Source organism: Gelidibacter gilvus (assembly GCF_004115975.1).
GTDB lineage: Bacteria > Bacteroidota > Bacteroidia > Flavobacteriales > Flavobacteriaceae > Gelidibacter > Gelidibacter gilvus.
In genome coordinates this window covers 168473-191495 of sequence record NZ_SDDZ01000003.1, presented here as the reverse complement: position 1 = coordinate 191495, position 23023 = coordinate 168473, and the positions used below count along the sequence as shown (strand labels likewise).

Here is a 23023-nt window from a genome sequence, read left to right as displayed (position 1 = left end):
TTATCCTCTATTTATATGTTCGTAGAATTTATCGAAAATGATCTTAAACCATTCTGTATAAATCTCTGGCTGTTTTAGCATGTCGTTTTTAACATCCTCTAAAGGCATCCATTTCCAAGCGGCAACCTCATCTGGATTGATAACTGGGTCGTCTTCATAATTTCCAATCATCACATGGTCAAACTCATGTTCAGTCAAACCATTGTCAAAAGGAGCTTTATAAATAAATGAAATGGTATCTTCCAATTCCGTCACAAAACCCATTTCTTCTTGCAATCTGCGCTTACCTGCTTGAATATTGGATTCTCCATCACGTTGGTGACTACAACAGGTGTTTGCCCAAAGCAATGGCGAATGGTATTTGTGTGCCGCACGTTGCTGCAACATCAGCTCATTTTTATTATTAAAAATAAACACGGAAAAAGCGCGGTGTAAAAGTGCTTTTTCGTGCGCCTCCATCTTTGGCATTAAGCCAATTTGCTCGTCTTTTTCATTAACGAGAATTACTCTTTCTTCAGTCATAGCTTACAAAAATACCAACAAAAGTTATAAAAAGCACCAATGTTAACTTAAAATTAAAATCGGCTTAGTTCTTCTACCAAATTTGCTCTCAATAATAGTATCTTTGCATCCCATTTTAAGCAGAATATGAGTTTTAAAAAAGAAATAGAAAGACGACGCACATTTGGTATTATTGCGCATCCAGATGCTGGAAAAACAACACTTACCGAGAAATTATTATTATTTGGTGGTGCCATCCAAGAAGCTGGTGCGGTTAAGAGTAATAAAATTAAGAAAGGTGCTACGAGTGACTTTATGGAAATTGAACGTCAGCGTGGAATTTCTGTCGCAACATCGGTGTTGGCTTTTGAGTATGAAGGCATAAAAATAAATATTCTCGATACACCTGGACATAAGGATTTTGCCGAAGACACGTTCAGAACTTTAACCGCTGTAGACAGTGTGATTGTTGTGATTGACGTTGCAAAGGGTGTGGAAGAACAGACCGAAAAATTAGTAGAAGTTTGTAGAATGCGAAATATTCCGATGATTGTGTTTATTAATAAGCTAGATCGTGAAGGAAGAGATGCTTTTGATTTGTTGGATGAAGTGGAACAAAAACTTGGCTTAAGAGTTGTTCCTATGAGTTTTCCGATAGGAATGGGCTACGATTTTAAAGGTATTTATAATCTTTGGGAGAAAAACATCAATCTCTTTAGTGGCAGCAATCGAAAAAGCATTGAGGAAACTGTTGAAATATCCGATCTAGAATCTAAAGAGATAGACGCTCTGGTTGGAAAAAAAGCCGCCGACAATCTTCGTGAAGAAATTGAACTTGTAGAAGGTATTTATCCAACTTTTGATCGTGACGAATATTTAAACGGAAAACAGCAACCTGTCTTTTTTGGATCTGCCTTGAATAATTTCGGGGTTCGGGAATTATTAGACTGTTTCGTGGAAATTGCCCCAAGACCAAGACCCAAACAAAGTGAAGAGCGATTGGTATATCCGGATGAAAAGGAGTTTACTGGTTTCGTATTTAAAATTCACGCCAATATGGACCCAAATCATCGTGACCGTTTGGCATTTATAAAAATTGTTTCGGGTACTTTTGAACGCAACAAAGCGTATCTACACGTCAGAAACAATAAGAAAATGAAATTCTCCAGTCCAAATGCTTTCTTTGCAGAAAAGAAAGAAATTGTGGATATTTCCTATCCAGGTGATATTGTAGGGATCCATGATACTGGTAATTTCAAGATTGGGGATACACTTACCGAAGGTGAGAACATCAATTACAAAGGCATTCCTAGCTTTTCTCCTGAGCATTTTAGATACATCAATAATGCTGATCCATTAAAATCTAAACAGCTTTATAAAGGTATCGATCAATTAATGGACGAAGGCGTGGCGCAATTGTTCACCTTGGAACTCAATGGCAGAAAGGTTATCGGAACCGTTGGTGCTTTACAGTATGAAGTCATCCAATACCGATTGGAACATGAATATGGTGCGAAATGTACGTACGAAAACTTAAATGTATATAAAGCTTGCTGGGTAGAACCAACCGATCCAAAAAGTGACGAGTTCAAAGAGTTTTTAAGGGTAAAACATCGGTACTTAGCAAAAGACAAACAAGATCAATTGGTGTTTTTAGCGGATTCGCAGTTTTCATTGCAAATGACGCAACAAACCTATCCAACTATTAAGTTTCATTTTGTTTCGGAATACAAGTAGTTAAATTGCAAAAACTCAAGTACCAAATTCCAAAAAAAACAATCCAAAGACATGCCTCGCGCATTGTGATTTGGAATTTGGAATTTGGAATTTTTAGTCCATCATAAACATCGAACCCCGTCCACTTTCTCCCTTTGGACCTAAGCTATTGAACTTCCAACTAAAACTTAACATGAAATACTGTTCCAAGACGGTGCTTTGTGAATCTTGGATATAATTATCAGTGGCAATGCGTTGGGCATTTGTATTCTGATTCAATAAATCATAGACTTTTAAAGTAATATTTCCTTTGTCCTTTAAAACGGAATACGCTAAGGTAGCGTTCCAAAACCAGGCACTTTTCTGAAAACCTTCTGCGACATCTCTATTATAGGTGTAACTGATATCGTTGCGCCATTCCAGTTTTTTGGGCATAAATGTAGCTGTTCGAATGCCAACACTATGTCTTAAAAAATTTCGATCATCAAAATCGTCCAGATCATATCGTGTATTAGTGATTGACAATCGGTAATTAGGTCTTATTTCAAATATGTTCTTCCAGGTATAAGTCACTCCAATTGAAGGATTAAGACCGATGCTTAATGCAGCATATTCAACATTATTGTTGAAATTGACCCGATTATTCATATTGCCCGATAATCCCACGTTCATCTTTACTGTTTGAAGTGAGTCAATTTTAAAATCCTTGCTTAAACTGGAGCCGAGGTACGAACTGTAGTTACCGTTGACATTTGTATAGGTTGTAGTCCGAACAAAATTTTCGTCAACTTGCGATTTTGAAACCACCTGATCGTCAATAATATAAGCATTAGCATAAACGTAAAATCCGCTGCGCTTTTGATAATCATAATTATTGTAATCCGCACTTATTCGATGTGTTTTTGACGGACTTAAGCTGGGATTTCCTATTATGGTATTCAAGGGATCGGAAACGTCTGTGAATGGCTGTAATTGCGCTATTTCAGGTGTATTGTTTCCTAAATCATAGTAGGCATAAAATGAAGATTTCGGATTGAACTTATAATCTAAATTAGCATTCAACTCCAAGAAATCGTAGGTTTGATTCAAGCTTAATTCAGGTCTTAATCTATCAGCGTTTTCAAGTCTTGTCAAACTATATCCGGATCCCAAAATAATATTTGCCTTTTCTGAGTTAAATACTAATTGAACATTTGGAGTATGTTTATGGTTCTTATTGATAAAATCCGTACTTAACGCAGTATTGAAAATATCATAAGATTGGGATTCCTGGTCAAAGTCAAAAGTGCTTCTCTGGTCTTTACGCTTATCGATATTATAGGCATATTTAAAATCAAAAAACCATTTTTTCGCCTGCAAAGGTAATCGATAGGTAAAGCCTAAATCTAACCTATTGGAAGTTCTTTCACCATCTGTAAATTGATCTCTTAATATATCGTTGGGATCATTACCATAGATATTGGTTTCTGAATTTAGAAAATCAGAAGAATTATTTGCAGTTACATTGGCATTCATATTTACCCTAATAAAACTTCCGCCTTTGCCAAAACGTTTGGTCAAATTCAAATTGTTTCCAAAATCCTTACCTGTATTTTCTACAAAAGAGGCTGTTTTTCCTTGATTCATCAATGTGTTATTCGCATCACTTGAAGTCTCCTCCTTTTCAAAACTATTCTTTGAATTTGAGAAGCGAAAGGAAGGTCTCACATTAATTAAAAATGTAGAATCAATTTTGATATCAAAAGCGGTATTCACACTATGCGCTTCTGTATCATTTATTGAACTTGAAGAAGAATTGGTAAAATATCTGGAGTCAGGTAAAATATTTTCGCGCTCTACAATAGATGCGTTATCAGAATGACTTGAAGAATAAAAATAGTCTGCAGAAACATCATTACCCTTTCCTAATTCATCAGCATAGTTCACCCCTGCAGTTTGTGAGGATGTGATACCTTGACCACCACCAAATGATCTTCCATCAATGACAAAAGAATCACTCCCGCTGAAACTCACGCTGTTCACGGAACCAAACATTTTATGAAGTTCACCAAAACTAAACCCTGCCGAATTGATATTATTTCCGCCAGCTAGAACGCTGATGCGCTGTTCATTATCAAAAACATTGACAAGCCCAGCAAACTCATAATGATCATCAGTTCCAGCTCCCGCAGCAACACGTCCAAAAACACCTTTATTGTTTTCTTCTTTTATTGTTAAGTTGATGGATTTACTATCCTTATCCCCTTTCTCTCCACTAAATGCCTCTGCTTTGGATTTTGCATCTGTGATTTGAACTTTTTCAATAAGATCCTTGGTTAAATTCCTAGTGGTAATTGTAGGATCATTCCCGAAAAACGGTTTTCCATTTACAAGAATTTCACTCACTTCTTTCCCGTTGATTTTAATAGTTCCATCTTCATCAACCTCTACTCCAGGAAGTTCTTTTAAAAGATCTTCAACAGTAGCATCTTTTTTGGTTTTAAATGACGCGACGTTAAATTCTAAGGTGTCTTTTTTAATGGTAATTGGTGCTCTGGACCTCACCAGGACTTCATCTAGAACATTGGCTGTTTTTAGCGGAATAGTTTTCAGGTTGAGAGGATCTTTCCCGATCTTGAGAATTCGGGTATAGGTTTCAAATCCGATATAGGAAATAATCAAGTTTAGTGAGTCTTCATAAGTTCTATTGTCCAAAACAAACCCGCCGTTCTTATCAGAAATAGTGTATGTAATTAACGTAGAATCTTTAAGAGTTTCCAAATAAATGGTTGCCGATTCTAACGGTGTTTGATCTTCCCCTGAAATTAAAGTACCTGAAATTTTAAAAGGTTTACCTTGGGAAAAAGTCATACATGCACACAACAAGGTGAGCACACATAGAAATTTCTTCATGCTTTTGATTGATGATTATAGCTTTTAAAGATAGAAGAGAAATCCTACACAAGTCTTAAAAAAAACATAAATAAAACCGGAGTTTTACTTCTTCCGCATGTAAATACTGATGGGAACGCCATGAAAGTTAAATTCTTCGCGAAGTTTATTTTCTAAAAAACGCTTGTAAGGCTCCCTTACATATTGTGGTAAATTACAGAAAAAAGCAAACTGTGGTTGCGGCGTTGGCAACTGCATGATATACTTAATTTTAACGTATTTCCCCTTTAATGCAGGTGGTGGATTATTCTCAATAATTGGCAATAACACCTCATTGAGCTTACTCGTTTTTATTTTTTTAGAGCGATTGTTGAATACTTCAACCGCAGTTTCAATAGCTTTAAAAATACGTTGTTTATTGAGAACCGAAATAAAGACAATTGGAACATCAGTAAAAGGTTCAATCTCCTTACGAATTTGTTTTTCGTAATCTCGCACAGAATTGGTTTCCTTTTCCACCAAATCCCATTTATTGACTAAAATAACAATACCCTTTCTGTTGCGCTCCGCCAGCCAAAATATATTCTGTACTTGCCCGTCAAAACCACGTGTGGCATCATGTACCAAGATCACTACATCACAATGCTCAATAGCTCTAACGCTCCGCATCACTGAGTAAAACTCCAAATCTTCCTTTACCTTTGATTTACGACGGATTCCCGCAGTGTCTACCAAATTAAATTCAAATCCGAATTGGTTATATTTTGTGTCGATGGCATCTCTTGTCGTACCAGCAATATCAGTAACGATATAGCGCTCTTCACCAATAAGTGCATTGATAAAAGAAGACTTCCCTGCATTCGGACGGCCTACAACCGCAAATCTTGGCAAATCACTTTCCACCTCTTCAACATATTCAGGTAATGCTTTGACTACTGCATCAAGCAAATCTCCGGTACCGCTTCCGCTGATACTGGCAATAGTGAAATACTCTCCTAACCCTAGCGAATAAAATTCCACAGCATTTTCAGCACGTTTATTATTATCCACTTTATTAACGGCTAAAAACACGGGCTTATTGACTCGTCTCAGCAAGTTGGCAACATCCTCATCCATTCCTGTAACGCCGGTTTCGACATCTACAACAAAAATGATGACATCGGCTTCATCAATTGCAAGCTCAACCTGTTTGTCAATTTCAATTTCAAAAATATCATCACTGCCAACGACGTATCCTCCTGTATCAATTACAGAAAACTCACGGCCGTTCCATTCTGATTTTCCATAATGTCTATCTCTGGTCACACCACTTACGGCATCAACAATGGCTTCCCTCCGTTTGATTAAACGATTGAATAAGGTTGACTTTCCTACATTTGGACGACCTACTATGGCTACTATACTACTCATGACTTTTAAATTGTTTGCAAAGGTAGTGTTTCCTTTCTGAAAAAAATAGAGTATTTTTCAACGCTTTTAAATTATATGTATGTCAATATCAAACGAAATAGTGCTGAGACCGCGTTTTAAAATCGAATTAAACCACGGAAACGCGTGTATTCTCAAAACATTTGAGGATGCAAAGACCACATCCAAGATCTACAAGATAGTTAGGGTTGACGATCATGTTTTTATACGATTACCAACGCATGAACAACAGTTTTGGTCGCCACAATTGCATTTGGAGATCAATGAGGTAGACGACAAAACTTCCACTCTTCATGGGTTGTTTGGACCAAATCCGACCGTTTGGACGATGTTTATGTTTCTACATTTTTTAGTTGCTGGACTTTTTATTGCCTTTGGAATATGGACATACACCAACTGGACTTTAAAAAATCCTTATGCGTTTCCATTGGGGTTGATGTTACTGATGGTGGTGGTTTGGTTTGGACTTTATTTTGCAGGTCGGTTTGGAAGAGCGAAAGGAAAAGAGGAGATGCATGGACTTTATAATTTTATGGATACGACTCTAAAAACAAATGGATTAATATAGAAGTTATTACACGGAGTTCTATGGAGAGTTTTGTGATATATACGAATCTGCATTTGTCAGTCAGTTTTGGATTGAATCACAACTGGAAACTGGGACTGAGACTGAATACTGCCTACTTATCAAGTTATTACACAGAGTTACACAAAGGAGCACAGAGATCCACAGAGGGTTTTGTAATATATATCTGAATCTGTATTTGTAAGTCAGCTTTGGATTAAATCAAAGCTGGAAACTGGGACTGAGACTGGATACTGCCTACTTATCAAGTTATTACACAGAGTTACACAGAGGAGCACAGGGTTCCACATAGAGTTTTGTGAGGTATATCTAAATCAGTAGTTGTCAGTCAATCTGGGATTTAATCTCAACTGGAAACTGAGACTGATTACTGCTGACTGCCTACTGAAAACTACTTCTAATTATACCCAAAACGTTTCAACTGTTTCTGATCACTGCGCCAGTTTTTATTGACTTTTACGTACAATTCCAAATGGACCTGTTTTCCGAAAAACAGTTCTAAATCTTTTCTAGCCTCCACGCCTACTCTTTTTAAGGCAGCACCTTTGTGGCCAATGATGATTCCTTTTTGGGTTTCGCGTTCTACCATAATCACAGATCGCATTCTGATAATGTTTTCTTCTTCAAAAAACTCCTCAGTATCAATTTCAACGGCGTACGGAATCTCTTTTTTATAATGGATTAAGATTTTTTCCCGAATGGTTTCATTCACAAAAAAACGTTCTGGTCGATCTGTCAATTGGTCTTTCGGATAATACGCAGGCGACTCTGGCAAGAGCTCAATAATTCTGCCGAACACCTCTTTGACGTTAAAACCTTCCAAAGCTGAAATTGGATAAATCTCTGCATTTGGTACTTTTTCAGACCATAATTGTACTTGTGCTTCCAATTGCTCTTGGTCAGATTTGTCGATTTTATTCAACAATAACAACACTGGAATTTTTGAGTTGGTAATTTTTTTGAAGAAAGCTTCATCTTTAAGTTCCTGTTCTCCAATTTCTACCATATATATCAGCACATCCGCATCGTCAAAGGCAGATTTCACGAAATCCATCATGGATGCTTGAAGTTCATAAGCGGGTTTGATAATTCCTGGTGTATCGGATAAAATAACCTGAAAATCATCGCCATTGACAATCCCAAGAATACGGTGCCTTGTCGTTTGTGCTTTAGAAGTGATTATGGATAATTTTTCACCCACAAAGGCATTCATCAACGTTGATTTACCAACATTTGGATTCCCGATAATATTTACAAAACCTGCTTTATGCATCTTAATCATTATTTTTACAAAGATAAGTTTTAAATTTTAAGACGAATGATTATTCTCAGATGCGTTCTTTTCCTTTTCAATCTGTTCTAGCAATTCGGAAAGTGCATGAGAATCGTGTCCGTATTTTTTTGAAAACTCTTTGGTAAACGCTGCTCCAAAAAAGAAGATGAGACACGAATACGACACCCAAAGTAAAACTAAAACAATGCCTCCAGCAGCACCATAGGTTGATCCAGGATTAGCAGTTCCAAAATAAAGTCCCAATAAATATTTACCAAGCGTAAAGAGAATGGCGGTAATAAACGCACCTATCCACACCGTTTCCCATCTGATCTTTGCATCTGGCATATATTTGAACATCAGAGCAAAAAGGGTTGTTACAACAGCCACTGACAAGACCAAATCCAACAGATATGCGACATACAGAACAATATGTGGAAACACTTCTTTTATATAACCACTAAATACTCCTAAAATCGCCGAAACTATAAAACTAATCAACAGTAAAAACCCAATGACCAATATAAAGGCAAAACTTCTGGCCCGATCTGTAAGCAGTTTTTTTAAACTGAATTTTTCTGATTCCTCTACCTGCCAAATTTTATTGAGTGAAATTTGCAGTTGGTAAAAAACTCCTGTGGCTCCAAAAATAATACTGGCGATACCTATAATTGTAGAAATTACATTCTTGTCGGTATCGAGTGTTTCTGTAAGAATGGATTTAATGATCTCTGCTGCATCCTGTCCCAGAACTTCACTAATTTCTTGGGTTAAATGTCCTTCAACAATTGCTGGTCCCCAGATACTGCCCACAATATTGATCAGGATAACAATAAGACCAGGCAAAGACAACACCGAGTAGTAGGCCACCACAGCACTCAAACGAAATGGATCTTCATCATTCCAAGTCTTGAAGCTTTTTACAAATAAAGAAGGCAGGTGCTTTAGTTTGAAGTTTTCTTCCAAATGCTCTGACATACTAGGAGATTCTACATCCATTCAAAAACGAATTTTTTATTTTTAAAGTTAAATAATTACTTTGGATACCGCTGTTTTATGTTCCGAATTAAGTTCTCTAAACCATTTAATTTTAACTCATAAACGGTGGCAAGCATCAAACCAAGTTGCCCCTTCGGAAAACCTTTGTTATGATACCAAACCACATAATACTCAGGTAAATCAATTAAAAATCTGCCTTCATATTTGCCAAAAGGCATTTTGGTATGTGCAAGTTTAATTAGGAAATTTTTATCGGGTTCTATCACTATTTATTGATGTTTTTATAATCGCTATAGATCGTTAGGGCGTCATCTATCTTCTTCTTCCAGGCAGATTGAGCTATGACGTTTCTAGAGTAGTTTGTTTCAGTGTCATAAGTTTTCTGCATGGCTGACATGTCTTTATTGATGCGCTCATACGTATTATTCAGATCTCGTTTGATGTTTTTTGAAATGTCTAAATGAATGATTTCCTTTTTGAATTTACGAACATATAATTCCGTAATATCAAAATGTAACTGTTCATGGGCAAGAATATGGTCAGATGCTTTTTTCTTGTGTACCCAAGAACGTTTTGGATAAAAATGAGCTTTTACTTGGGTGTCAAATCCAGTGACTGTATGGTTATTCTCTTTGATGGAAAACCGGAATGAAATTCCAGAGGATGTTATTGCCACAATATCTCCTAGATCTTTGGGCTGTCCCTTAAAATCTGACCATTTGAGTTGAACATTTTCCTGCCATTCCAAAACATCTTCATTAATGGATGGTCCGCTAAGGATCAATGTCAAAACAAAAATCAGTTTAGAGATCATCACGCCCACTTAAAGGTGATGTCTTTTTCTATATCTGGATGAAGACTGTAAAGTACTGGGCAGGTTCTGCCAGTGTTTTCAAGAATCTTTTTTGTTTTATTATCTGCCACAAAAGGCAAATTCATAAGCACTTCTATTTTTGAAATTCGCCTAGGGTTGCTGGCCATTATTTTGGTCACTTCAGCGGTTGTACCGGTCATATCTACCCCCATGTCCCTGGCTTTAATGCCCATAACGGTCATCATACAACTTGCCAATCCCGTAGCAACGGTGTCTGTAGGAGAGAATGCCAAGCCTTTACCGTTATTATCTGTAGGCGCGTCGGTAATAAATGCATTTCCAGATTTGACATGGGTACATTCCGTTCTTAAATCGCCAAGGTAAACTACTTTTGATGTCATAATTTTGCTTCTTCTATGGTAAGATCACTCGTATATTTTACAATATAGATGGCTTCGTTGTAATAACCACCATTCAGTTTTTTAGAATATCTAAACTTGTTTTCAGTATATTGGGTTTCAACAGCATTGGATGATGCTTTGTAAAGATCTTCATCAGATGCCAATCGTAAAAGAACATCTAAGGTGAGATCAAATCCTCTGGCTGCAAACTTATTCGGCTCAATACCGTATTTGCTCTTGTAGGATTTAACGAAACTATTCTGCTGATCCGAACTCGAGCTTCGGTTAATGGATGGATAATGGAATTTCAAACTCGCTAAATGGTAATTGGATACATTCGCACCTTCAAAAGCATCGGTTAATTTGGTAGAGACCAAAACAATGTCCTGATTTCTATTGGTCAATCCGTTGAGCATACTTGTTACATTTGACACTAGAGCCTCGTTTGCAGTTTCTAAAAAGACATAGTTTTTACCATTTGAAAAAGCACCGCTTAAATCGGCAGCCATAATATAAAACGCATCTCGTCCGTTCTTGCTGTCTTTCCGAGAGAAGATTTGTTTCGCACTTGGGAATTCAGATTTCAATCGGTTATTGATCTCTCTGTTTGAATGATCTGAAATGATGACCACATTGACTTTCAATGCATCATCCTTCACAAATTGAATCATGGCTTTTTCAAGCATCTGCGGCTCAGGAATCGTTTGAAAAACGTTACTATACAAGTGTTCTGGCTTAATAATTGGTGAAATTACCGGAATTCTATCATTTTCCAAGGCTCGAGCCACACGGTCTAAATTATTTGCCATCAAAGGTCCAATAACGGCATCATAGTTGGAAAAGTCGTTACTGTTTAAAATTTTAGAAATTTCGGCGAGTTGATCCTCAGTGTCAAAAACTTTCAGTTTGGTAGAGATGCCCAAACGTTTTGCCGAATCTACGGCCATCAAAACCCCCGTATGAAAATCTAGGGAAACAGACAAGCGTGTATCTCTTTTAATCATTTCCTTCGCTTCCTGTACAGAATCGGTATCCACTCTACTCAAACGGAAGGGTAACATGACCGCAATTTGCTTGGTTTTTAAATTCCTTAGATTTTTAGTGAGATTTGTTTCGTCAACCTGGCCAACCACTTCGCCAACTGTGACATTATGAGGGACTTTTAAAACCATACCTTCTTTTAATCCATCGATTTTTAATTCTGGATTAAGTTTTTCCAAATCTTCTTGAGTAAGACCCAATTTGACTTTTAAACGGTAATACCCTTCACTTTTTTGGACTGTGTAATAATTAAAATTATCATCAATGGTCTTTTCCTCATCTGTGTTTGGCACATTTATTTCGTCTCCTGGCTGTAAAACTTCGTTCATGCCGGGGTTTAATGTTTCCAATTCGGCAACGGTAATTCCAAATTTATACGCCACACGCCATTTTCCTTCTTTAGGCTGCACCTTATAGGTTTTAATGGCATTACTTGGTGCTACCTTTGAAACTACTGTTTTATACTTCGGAATCCTGATCTGATCTCCTTTTCTCAAATTCTCAGAATATAAGCGCTTGTTATGTCTTTTTATATCCTCGATTTCAATATTGTATTCTTTTGAAATGCCATAGAGTGTTTCCTTACGTTTTACCTTATGGGAGGTATAACCTGTTAATTCCTTAGTTTCCGTTGTGGCATCAGAAGAAATAGCAGCAGCATTTGGAATAATCAAAACTGAATTTAGGTCCAATTTCCTCTTGGCATCGGGGTTTAAAGCATAAATATCAGATACAGAAACTTGGTATTTTTTTGCAATAGATTCCACAGTTTCTCCTTGTTTTACCGTATGCGCTTTAAACTTTTGCGCATGGGCAAACCAACTGCAAGACAAGATGATGACACAAATTAAAATGAGTTTTTTCATGTTTTATTTATATGTAATTGACTGAAAACTGCGACTGTAACTTGATAGTTCTCGTTATTCCCATTCAATAGTTGCTGGCGGCTTAGAACTAATGTCATACACTACTCTATTAACGCCTTTTACTTTATTTATTATTTCATTGGAGGTGTTTTGCAAAAATTCGTAAGGTAAATTTACCCAATCTGCAGTCATACCATCTGTACTTTCTACCGCTCTTAAAGCGACACATTTTTCGTAAGTACGCTCATCGCCCATCACTCCTACACTATTTACAGGCAATAAGATTGCTCCTGCTTGCCATACTTTATCGTATAAATTCCACACTTTAAGATTATTGATAAATATAGCATCTACTTCCTGAAGGACACGCACTTTTTCGGCGGTAATATCACCTAAAATACGAATAGCCAATCCAGGACCTGGAAAAGGATGGCGACCTAAAATGCCTTCGTCCATATCCATTGAAGCGCCCACACGTCTTACTTCATCCTTAAATAATGCTCTTAAAGGTTCCACAATTTTAAGTTTCATAAAATCAGGCAAACCTCCAACATTGTGATGGCTTTTAATTGTTGCACTTGGTCCACCCGTAGCAGAAACACTTTCTATCACGTCTGGATAAATTGTACCTTGCGCCAACCATTTTACATCTTCAATTTGATGCGCTTCATCATCAAAAACTTCAATGAACACACGACCAATAGCTTTACGCTTCAACTCCGGATCGCTTACACCCGCAAGAGCTTCCAAAAAACGTGCCGAAGCATCAACACCTTTTACATTGAGTCCCATGCCTTCGTATTGTGTAAGGACACTTTCAAATTCATTTTTACGAAGCAATCCATTGTTCACAAAAATGCAATAGAGATTTTTCCCAATGGCTTTATGAAGTAAAATAGCAGCTACCGAAGAGTCTACACCTCCAGAAAGACCTAAAACAACTTTATCGTCACCAATTTGAGCTTGTAAAGCTTCAACAGTTTCTTCTACAAAAGACTGCGGCGTCCAATCCTGTTCTATTTTTGCAATGTGCACCAAAAAGTTCTCCAACAGTTGCTTGCCATCCGTAGAATGGTAAACTTCAGGATGAAATTGAATGCCATAGGTCTGCTCTCCTTCGATGACAAAGGCAGCATTTTCAACATCTTTCGTACTGGCAATCAGCACTCCGTTGGTTGGTAAATTTTTAATGGTATCACTATGGCTCATCCATACTTGGCTGCCAGTATCAATATGATTAAATAAGGATTCCTTTACTTTGATATAAGACAAATTGGTCCTTCCATATTCACGTGAATCGGAAGGTGCTACCAATCCTCCAGAAAAATGGGACAAATACTGAGCGCCATAACAAATGCCTAGGAGCGGCATGTGACCTCTGATTTTTGACAAATCTGGATGTGGTGCAGTCTCTGCACGAACTGACGATGGTCCTCCAGATAAAATAACTGCTTTAAAGCTTTCTATTTCTGTAGGAATTTTATTGAATGGATGGATCTCACAATATATGTTGAGTTCTCTAACGCGTCTCGCAATCAGCTGGGTGTATTGCGATCCGAAATCTAAGATAAGGACTTTGTTATGTTGCATGCGCAAAAGTAGTAATTGATTTTATAATGACGAATTTGGACTCGCGATTTGTTTGATTAATTTTTTTGTAAAGATATTGAATTAGTTACAGTTTAGTTTGGTTTTCTTATATGCCGTACACTTTATATCTGTGGAAGTATAGCAAAAATAAAAGGATCTAATAAAAAAATCCCTTTGAAAATAAATTCAAAGGGACTTTTAAGTTATTGGTGGTGCACACCAACTAATTTTTATTAAGCTTGACCAGTCGGTCCAAAATTTAATGGAATCGGTGGTTGCTCGTAATCTTTGATTTCACCATGGGCGTTTTCAAAGCGCTTCACATTTTCACCCAAAGCCTTCAGCAAACGTTTTGCATGCTGTGGCGTCAAGATAATACGTGACTTCACTTTGCTCTTTGGTGTTCCAGGCATAATGCTGACAAAATCGACTACAAATTCAGAGACAGAATGATTGATGATGGCTAAGTTGGAATAAATTCCTTCTGCTATCTTTTCATCCAATTCAATATTTATTTGTCCCTGTTTTGGTGTTTCTTGGTTATCGCTCATATTCTCTTAATTCCTGCGAAAGCAGGAATCTCCTGTTTAAAAGTTAGTATCTTAAATAATTCGACGCATTTATATTAAATATTATATAATTGCACGCGCCGTTTTATTAAAAAAGATCCCCACTTTCGCGGGGATTTGTATTAGTTATAATTCAACTCTTCTTTGGCTTTCATCATTTGGTTGAACTCCTCTTTTGAACCAACGATGATATTCTCATATCGTCTTACACCGGTTCCTGCAGGAATTCTATGACCAACAATAACATTTTCTTTCAAGCCTTCTAAGTAATCAACTTTAGCGCTTACCGCAGCTTCGTTAAGTACTTTGGTCGTTTCTTGGAACGATGCCGCCGAAATAAATGATTTTGTCTGTAATGAAGCTCTTGTAATACCTTGCAAGATTGGAGTTGCTGTAGCTGGTTGTGCATCTCTTGCAGTAGCCACCTGACCATCTTCTCTTCTTACAACAGAGTTTTCGTCTCTTAATTGACGCGTCGTTACAATTTGTCCTGGTTTAAGAGTTTTAGAATCTCCAGCATCTTCAATCACTTTCATTCCAAAGATCTTATCGTTCTCCTCGATGAAATCAGATTTATGAGCCAATTGGTCTTCTAAGAAAATCGTATCACCAGAATCAATGATTCTCACCTTACGCATCATTTGTCTTACAACAACCTCAAAATGCTTGTCGTTGATTTTCACACCTTGTAAACGGTATACTTCCTGTACCTCATTTACCAAGTATTGTTGAACCGCTGCTGGACCTTTGATATTCAAGATGTCATCTGGAGTGATGGAACCATCAGATAAGGGCATACCCGCTTTAACATAATCATTTTCTTGAACAAGAATTTGATTGGATAGTTTTACCAAGTATTTCTTAACCTCACCTAATCTAGATTCGATGATTATCTCACGGTTACCTCTTTTGATTTTTCCGAAAGAAACAACACCATCAATCTCACTTACTACAGCAGGGTTAGACGGGTTACGTGCTTCAAACAACTCGGTTACTCGAGGTAAACCTCCTGTAATATCACCAGACTTAGCTGATCTACGAGGAATTTTCACCAAGACTTTACCTACATTAATCTTCTCACCGTTGTTGATCATCAAGTGAGCTCCAACTGGTAAGTTGTATGAACGGATCGCGTTCCCTTTAGCATCTTCAATATGTAAAGTTGGAATCAACTTCTTATTTCTAGATTCAGAAATAACTTTTTCCTGGAATCCAGTTTGTTCGTCAATTTCAACTTGGTACGTGACACCTTGTTCAATGTTTTCGTAAGCGATCTTACCGGCAAATTCAGAAATAATTACACCGTTATAAGGATCCCAAGAACAAATCACATCTCCTTTTTTCACTTTATCTCCTGGCTTACAGAAAATGAATGATCCATAAGGAATGTTATGTGTACTTAATGTGATACCAGTTTTAGCATCTACCAATTTGAATTCAGAAGTACGAGAAATAACAACATCAACAGCATCACCATTGTTATCGGTTCCTTTAACAACTTTTAAATCTTCAATTTCAGCAATACCATCAAACTTAACGGTCAGTTTATTTTCTTCAGAAATGTTACCTGCAATACCTCCAACGTGGAACGTACGAAGTGTTAACTGTGTTCCTGGCTCCCCAATTGATTGGGCTGCAACAACACCAACAGCTTCACCTCTTTGAACCATCTTACCGGTTGCAAGGTTACGTCCGTAACATTTAGCACAAATTCCTTTGGTAGCTTCACAAGTCAATGCAGAACGCACTTCAACAGCATCTAAAGCTGAATTCTGGATGCGTTTAGCAATAACATCACCAATATGTTCACCTGCACCAACAATGAGTTCTTCAGTCAATGGATCGTAAACATCATTTAATGACGTTCTACCTACAATTCTATCCTCAAGCTTCTCAATAATCTCCTCATTCTTCTTCAACGCGGATACTTCAATACCTCTCAATGTTCCACAATCTTCACTGTAGACAATCACATCTTGAGACACATCCACCAAACGACGGGTTAAGTAACCTGCATCTGCTGTTTTAAGAGCGGTATCTGCAAGACCTTTACGAGCACCGTGAGTAGAAATAAAGTATTCCAAAATTGAAAGACCTTCCTTAAAGTTAGAAAGAATTGGGTTTTCAATAATCTCTCCTCCACCTGCACTAGATTTTTTAGGTTTCGCCATCAATCCACGCATCCCGGTTAACTGACGGATCTGTTCTTTAGATCCACGAGCACCAGAATCAAGCATCATATATACTGAGTTAAACCCTTGCTGATCTTCACGGATACGCTTCATCGACAATTCAGTCAATTCCGCATTCGTAGAAGTCCAGATATCAATAACTTGGTTGTAACGTTCGTTATTGGTAATCAATCCCATGTTATAGTTAGCCATAATACCATCAACTTGGTTGTTGGCACTATCAATCATACTTTGTTTTTCAGCCGGAATAATAATATCTCCTAAACTGAACGACAGACCACCTTGGAACGCAAACTTATATCCTAAATCTTTGATCTCATCCAAGAACTCAGCTGTTTCAGGAACAGAAGTTACTTTTAGGATGACCGCAATAGCATCTCTCAAGGACTTTTTGGTCAATACCTGATTGATGAAACCTGCTGCTTTTGGCACAGTCTCGTTGAACAAGACACGACCAACAGTAGTTTGAATAATCTTAGTGACCAATTCACCTTCGTCATTGAAGTCTTCTGTTCTTACTTTGATTCCAGCATTTAAATCTACTTTTTTCTCATTGTAAGCAATAGTCACTTCTTCTGGAGAATAGAACGTTATGCCTTCACCTTTTACTTTTACTTCGTCCGTTGAAAAACGCTCCTTGGTCATATAGTAAAGACCAAGAACCATGTCTTGAGACGGTACAGTAACAGGAGAACCGTTTGCTGGATTCAAAATATTGTGAGAAGCCAACATTAATAATTGGGCCTCCAAAATAGCTTCTGGTCCTAATGGTAAATGCACTGCCATTTGGTCACCATCGAAATCCGCGTTGAACGCAGTACATACTAATGGGTGCAACTGGATTGCTTTACCTTCAATCAATTTAGGCTGGAAGGCTTGGATACCAAGTCTGTGTAATGTAGGAGCACGGTTTAAAAGAACGGGATGTCCTTTTAAAACATTCTCTAAAATATCCCAAACTACTGGCTCCTTTCTGTCTATAATTTTCTTTGCAGATTTTACAGTTTTCACAATCCCACGCTCAATCAGTTTTCTGATGATGAATGGTTTGTAAAGTTCTGCTGCCATGTTTTTAGGCAATCCACATTCAAATAGTTTTAATTCTGGTCCAACGACGATTACCGAACGTGCTGAATAATCCACACGTTTACCCAATAAGTTTTGACGGAAACGTCCTTGTTTTCCTTTTAAGGAATCAGATAGTGATTTTAACGGTCTGTTAGAATCTGTTTTAACTGCAGATGCTTTACGAGTGTTGTCAAATAATGAATCTACAGATTCTTGCAACATACGTTTCTCATTACGTAAAATAACTTCTGGAGCTTTGATCTCAACCAAACGCTTCAAACGGTTGTTACGAATAATTACACGACGGTACAAATCATTCAAATCTGAAGTTGCAAAACGACCACCATCTAAAGGCACCAACGGACGTAATTCTGGTGGAATTACTGGTACGGCCTTCATGATCATCCATTCTGGAAGATTTTCACGGTTATCGTTAGAATCACGGAAAGCTTCCACAACTTGAAGACGTTTTAACGCTTCAGTCTTACGTTGTTTTGAAGTTTCAGTGTTCGCTTTGTGACGCAATTCAAAAGACAAGTCGTTCAAATCAATTCTTGAAAGCAAATCAATCAAGCATTCCGCTCCCATCTTTGCAATGAACTTATTTGGATCGTTCTCATCTAGATATTGGTTATCCTGTGGAAGTGATTCAAGAATAGTTAAATATTCTTCTTCCGTCAAGAAATCCATTTTTTGCAATGGTTCTCCATCGGCGTTTTTTCCATTACCTGGTTGGATCACTACATAACGTTCGTAATATATGATCATATCCAATTTCTTGGAAGGTAATCCTAGTAAGTATCCAATTTTGTTTGGTAAAGAACGGAAATACCAAATATGAGCCACAGGAACTACCAAATTGATATGTCCAACTCTGTCTCTACGTACTTTCTTTTCAGTTACTTCAACACCACAACGGTCACAAACAATACCTTTGTAACGGATACGCTTATATTTACCACAAGCACATTCAAAATCCTTTACAGGACCAAAAATACGCTCACAGAACAAACCATCTCTTTCTGGTTTGTGTGTACGATAATTAATAGTTTCAGGTTTAAGAACCTCACCACGAGATGCTGCTAAAACAGACTCTGGAGACGCTAAACCAATGGAGATTTTGTTAAATCTCTGTACTGTATTCTTATCTTGTCTTCTTGCCATTTTTTATGGTACTAACAAATTATAATTTAATTTTCATGATTGGTGCGGTACGGACAGGCCATGGCCTGTCCCTACGCGGAATAATTTCTACGAAATTATTCCTCCAATCTAATATCCAATCCTAATCCTTTCAATTCGTGCATTAACACGTTGAACGATTCAGGAAGTCCTGGTTCTGGCATTGGCTCTCCTTTTACGATTGCTTCGTAAGTTTTAGCTCTACCTATAACATCATCAGATTTAACTGTTAAGATCTCCCGTAAGGTTGCAGATGCGCCATAAGCCTCAAGTGCCCAAACCTCCATCTCACCAAAACGCTGACCACCAAATTGAGCTTTACCACCCAATGGTTGTTGTGTAATCAATGAGTAAGGTCCAATAGAACGCGAGTGCATCTTATCATCAACCATATGTCCTAATTTCAACATATAAATCACCCCAACAGTTGCAGGTTGATCAAAACGATCTCCCGTACCACCATCATATAGATACGTATGTCCAAAACGTGGAATTCCAGCTTCATCAGTCAATTCATTAATCTGATCCAATGTGGCACCATCAAAGATTGGTGTTGCATAGGTTCGTCCTAATTTTTGACCTGCCCATCCAAGAACAGTTTCATAAATTTGTCCAATGTTCATACGAGAAGGTACACCTAGAGGATTCAATACGATATCAACCGGAGTTCCATCTTCTAAGAACGGCATATCTTCCTGACGGACAATACGTGCAACGATACCTTTGTTACCGTGACGTCCTGCCATTTTATCACCTACTTTAAGCTTACGCTTTTTAGCGATATAAACTTTAGCCAATTTGATAATACCTGCTGGCAACTCATCCCCTACAGAAATTGTAAACTTCTCACGACGCAATGAACCTTGAAGGTCATTTTCTTTAATCTTGTAGTTATGGATTAAATCCAAAACTAAACTATTTGTTTGGTCGTCAATTGTCCAAGCTCCTGAAGTTAAATGCGTATAATCATCAACAGAGTTCAACATTTTTAAGGTATATTTTTTACCTTTTGGAATGATTTCCTCTCCAAGATCATTAAAGATACCTTGAGCAGTTTTTCCGTTTACTATAGTGAATAACTTATCGACCAATACGGCTTTTAACTCATCAAACTTTCTGTAGTAAACTGATTCTAATGCATCAATATCTTCTTTATCCTTAGCTCTCTTACGTTTATCTTTTACCGCTCTTGAGAATAATTTTTTCTCAATAACAACACCGTGCAATGAAGGAGAAGCTTTCAACGAAGCATCTTTTACATCACCCGCCTTATCACCAAAGATAGCTCTTAACAATTTTTCTTCTGGTGTTGGATCAGATTCACCTTTAGGAGTAATCTTACCAATTAAGATATCCCCAGGTTTGATCTCAGCACCAATTCTAATCATCCCGTTTTCATCCAAGTCTTTTGTAGCCTCTTCAGAAACGTTAGGAATATCATTGGTCAACTCTTCATTACCTAATTTGGTATCTCTAACTTCCAATGAATACTCATCAATATGAATAGATGTGAAAATATCATCACGAACAACTTTTTCAGAAATCACAATCGCATCCTCAAAGTTGTAACCTTTCCATGGCATGAACGCCACTTTCATGTTACGACCTAGAGCAAGCTCTCCATTTTGAGTTGCATAACCCTCACAAAGTACTTGACCTTTTTTAACTTTATCTCCTTTAGTTACAATAGGTTTTAAGTTAATTGAGGTGCCTTGGTTGGTTTTTCTAAATTTCACCAACGGATAGGTTTTGGTATCACTATCAAAACTTACCATGGCTTGTTCTTCGGTACGTTCGTATTTGATCACAATTTCATTAGCGTCTACATACTCTACAGTACCAGCGCCTTCTGCATTGATCAATACTCTTGAATCTGAAGCTACTTGACGCTCTAAACCAGTTCCAACAATTGGTGCATCAACACGCAATAATGGTACTGCCTGACGCATCATGTTAGATCCCATCAAGGCTCTGTTGGCATCATCATGCTCCAAGAAAGGAATCAATGATGCTGAAATAGATGCTACTTGATTAGGAGCAACGTCGGTATAATCAGCAGTCACGCCATCAATTACCGGGAAATCACCTTCTTGACGGGCAATAATTTTGTCTTCAAGAATTTTTCCAACGCTATCAACATGAATATTAGCCTGAGCTATCAACATATCTTCCTCTTCTTCAGCGCTCAAATAGATTGGTTCATTCTTAATATCTACAACACCATCTGTAATTTTACGATATGGTGTTTCAATGAAGCCCATTCCGTTAACTTTCGCATAAACCGAAAGTGAAGAAATCAGACCAATATTTGGTCCCTCAGGGGTTTCAATTGGACATAAACGACCGTAATGTGTGTAGTGAACGTCACGAACCTCGAAACCTGCACGCTCTCTGGATAGACCTCCAGGTCCTAATGCTGATAAACGACGTTTGTGCGTAATCTCAGCTAATGGATTGGTTTGATCCATGAATTGAGATAACTGATTCGTTCCAAAGAAAGAGTTGATTACTGAAGACAAAGTCTTAGCGTTAATCAAATCTATTGGTGTAAACACCTCATTGTCACGAACGTTCATACGCTCACGAATAGTACGTGCCATACGTGCTAAACCAACACCAAACTGTTGTGATAATTGCTCCCCTACTGTACGTACACGACGGTTAGAAAGGTGGTCAATATCATCAATCTCAGCTTTAGAGTTGATCAACTCAATTAGATATTTGATAATGGTAATGATATCCAATTTGGTAAGCACTTGCTTATCCATACCGATATCAAGATTCAATTTTTTGTTCATTCTATAACGACCTACTTCACCTAAAGAGTAACGTTGGTCTGAGAAAAACAATTTGTCAATAATACCACGTGCAGTTTCCTCATCTGGCGGCTCCGCGTTTCTTAATTGACGGTAAATATGTTCAACAGCTTCTTTTTCGGAGTTTGTTGGATCCTTTTGAAGTGTGTTATGTATAATGGCGTAATCTCCTTGCTGAGCACTTTCTTTGTGTAAAAGAACAGTTTTCGCATCAGCTTCAAGGATTTCCTCAATATTATCTTTATCTAAAACAGTATCACGGTCAAGCACAATTTCATTACGCTCAATGGATACTACTTCACCTGTATCTTCATCAACAAAATCTTCGTGCCATGTGTTAAGTACACGTGCCGCCAATTTACGTCCAATGATTTTCTTAAGGCCAGACTTAGAAACTTTAACCTCTTCTGCAAGGTCAAATATCTCAAGAATGTCCTTATCACGCTCAAAACCAATGGCTCTGAACAAGGTAGTAACAGGTAATTTTTTCTTTCTATCAATATAGGCGTACATAACGCTATTGATATCAGTAGCAAATTCAATCCAAGAACCTTTAAAAGGAATTACTCTTGCTGAATATAACTTAGTTCCATTCGCATGGAAGGATTGACTGAAGAATACGCCCGGAGATCTGTGCAATTGTGAAACCACAACACGCTCAGCACCATTGATACAAAACGTACCACTTGGGGTCATGTAAGGAATTGTACCTAAATAGACATCCTGGACAATGGTTTCAAAGTCTTCGTGTTCTGGGTCTGTACAATACAATTTCAAACGCGCTTTTAAGGGCACACTGTATGTTAATCCTCTTTCAATACATTCTTCAATAGAATATCTTGGTGGGTCAATGAAATAATCCAAAAACTCCAAAACAAATTGATTGCGAGTGTCGGTAATTGGGAAATTTTCCATGAAGGTATTGTAGAGACCTTCATTCCCTCTTTCTTCAGATTTAGTCTCTAATTGGAAAAAATCCTGGAAGGATTTTATTTGGATATCCAAAAAATCAGGATACTCCGTTCTATTTACAATAGACGAGAAATTTAATCTTTCAGCTTTTTGTGCTAACATCGATGAACGAGATTTTGATTAAAATAATTGTGTGTT

At 37.5% G+C, this 23023-nt stretch carries 15 protein-coding genes; 2 read left to right on the top strand and 13 right to left on the bottom strand.

What is annotated here, in order from left to right; translation table 11 throughout:
* Entirely contained in the window at positions 1–522 is a 522-nt protein-coding gene (gene idi, locus ESZ48_RS07280) for an isopentenyl-diphosphate Delta-isomerase (RefSeq protein ID WP_129016673.1), read from the bottom strand.
* Positions 523–648: 126 nt separating this feature from the next.
* Between idi and ESZ48_RS07275 the strand changes: the two genes are divergently transcribed.
* Complete coding sequence (locus ESZ48_RS07275) at positions 649–2238, top strand: peptide chain release factor 3 (protein ID WP_129016672.1); 1590 nt, start codon at positions 649–651, stop codon at positions 2236–2238.
* Between the two features lie 93 nt (positions 2239–2331).
* Here the strand turns inward: ESZ48_RS07275 and ESZ48_RS07270 are convergent, their stop codons facing one another.
* On the bottom strand, positions 2332–5109 hold the full coding sequence (locus ESZ48_RS07270; RefSeq protein ID WP_129016671.1) for an outer membrane beta-barrel protein: 2778 nt from the start codon (positions 5107–5109) through the stop codon (positions 2332–2334).
* 84 nt (positions 5110–5193) lie between these two features.
* Positions 5194–6498, bottom strand: a complete 1305-nt coding sequence (der, locus tag ESZ48_RS07265; RefSeq protein ID WP_129016670.1) for a ribosome biogenesis GTPase Der — start codon at positions 6496–6498, stop codon at positions 5194–5196.
* A 79-nt stretch (positions 6499–6577) separates the two neighbouring features.
* Here der and ESZ48_RS07260 point away from each other — a divergent pair, with 79 nt between their 5' ends.
* A complete protein-coding gene (locus ESZ48_RS07260) occupies positions 6578–7084 on the top strand; it encodes a GTP-binding protein (protein WP_129016669.1) in 507 nt (168 codons plus the stop codon).
* A gap of 415 nt (positions 7085–7499) precedes the next feature.
* On the opposite strand, the gene era is transcribed toward ESZ48_RS07260, so the two are convergent.
* From era to rpoB, 10 genes are all read right to left on the bottom strand, one after another.
* Complete coding sequence (era, locus tag ESZ48_RS07255) at positions 7500–8375, bottom strand: GTPase Era (RefSeq protein ID WP_129016900.1); 876 nt, start codon at positions 8373–8375, stop codon at positions 7500–7502.
* 36 nt (positions 8376–8411) lie between these two features.
* Positions 8412–9374, bottom strand: coding sequence for a YihY/virulence factor BrkB family protein (locus ESZ48_RS07250; protein WP_223266385.1), 963 nt, complete (start codon positions 9372–9374; stop codon positions 8412–8414).
* Between the two features lie 35 nt (positions 9375–9409).
* Complete coding sequence (locus ESZ48_RS07245; protein ID WP_129016898.1) at positions 9410–9637, bottom strand: DUF3820 family protein; 228 nt, start codon at positions 9635–9637, stop codon at positions 9410–9412.
* Positions 9638–9639: 2 nt separating this feature from the next.
* Positions 9640–10188, bottom strand: coding sequence for a DUF922 domain-containing protein (locus ESZ48_RS07240; protein WP_129016668.1), 549 nt, complete (start codon positions 10186–10188; stop codon positions 9640–9642).
* The gene (locus tag ESZ48_RS07235; protein ID WP_129016667.1) at positions 10188–10589 is read right to left on the bottom strand and encodes an OsmC family protein; all 402 of its coding nucleotides are present in this window, start codon (positions 10587–10589) and stop codon (positions 10188–10190) included. Before ESZ48_RS07235 ends, ESZ48_RS07240 begins: the two co-directional genes overlap by 1 nt.
* Positions 10586–12496 (bottom strand): LysM peptidoglycan-binding domain-containing protein, encoded by a 1911-nt coding sequence (locus ESZ48_RS19850; RefSeq protein WP_129016666.1) that lies wholly within the window; start codon positions 12494–12496, stop codon positions 10586–10588. The genes ESZ48_RS07235 and ESZ48_RS19850 overlap by 4 nt, the downstream gene beginning before the upstream one ends.
* Positions 12497–12550: 54 nt before the next feature.
* Entirely contained in the window at positions 12551–14086 is a 1536-nt protein-coding gene (gene guaA / locus ESZ48_RS07225) for a glutamine-hydrolyzing GMP synthase (RefSeq protein WP_129016665.1), read from the bottom strand.
* 233 nt (positions 14087–14319) lie between these two features.
* Positions 14320–14637: a DUF3467 domain-containing protein gene (locus tag ESZ48_RS07220; protein WP_129016664.1), complete on the bottom strand. Its 318-nt coding sequence runs from the start codon at positions 14635–14637 to the stop codon at positions 14320–14322.
* A gap of 140 nt (positions 14638–14777) precedes the next feature.
* Positions 14778–19079 carry a DNA-directed RNA polymerase subunit beta' gene (gene rpoC / locus ESZ48_RS07215; protein WP_129016663.1) on the bottom strand — a complete coding sequence of 1434 codons (4302 nt, stop codon included), beginning with the start codon at positions 19077–19079 and terminating at the stop codon, positions 14778–14780.
* Positions 19080–19174: 95 nt separating this feature from the next.
* The gene (gene rpoB, locus ESZ48_RS07210) at positions 19175–22987 is read right to left on the bottom strand and encodes a DNA-directed RNA polymerase subunit beta (protein ID WP_129016662.1); all 3813 of its coding nucleotides are present in this window, start codon (positions 22985–22987) and stop codon (positions 19175–19177) included.
* Positions 22988–23023 lie beyond the last annotated feature (36 nt).